Raw genomic sequence first — 460 nt, forward strand, 5'->3', positions numbered from 1 at the left:
AAGAATGCCATGTCATTCGCCAATCAGATATTGGGTTTGCAGATCCCCGTTTCACATATACCAAGGCTTTGGCGCGGTCTGTTCTCGATTTGGCCAGGTATATGACTATTGCAGATGTGTCCAGATACTTGGGCCTGAGTTGGGATATCGTTAAAAGCATACAAAAAAGGTATCTTCAAAAGAAATATGCCCAGCCAAATCTCAACGAATTAGAGCAGATCGCTATTGATGAGATTTCTGTGGGCAAGCATCATTATCTGACGGTTGTAATGAACATTCTTGATGGGGCAGTGATTTTTGTCGGAGAGGGCAAAGGAAGCGAAGCACTGGAGCCCTTTTGGAAGAGATTGCGCCGGTATCGAAAGGTGAAGATTGAAGCAGTTGCCATCGATATGTCACCAGCATATATCAAGGCAGTTCAAGAAAATTTGCCGCAAGCGGTAATCGTTTTTGATCATTT

Annotated in this window: 1 protein-coding gene; it reads left to right on the forward strand. The window is 43.7% G+C overall.

Going from position 1 to position 460, the window contains the following annotated elements:
- Positions 1-89: 89 nt before the first annotated feature.
- On the forward strand, positions 90-460 hold a 371-nt coding region (locus ACYQ8U_RS23205), incomplete at its 3' end, for an ISL3 family transposase (protein WP_459947928.1).

The organism is Desulfocastanea catecholica, assembly GCF_054657295.1.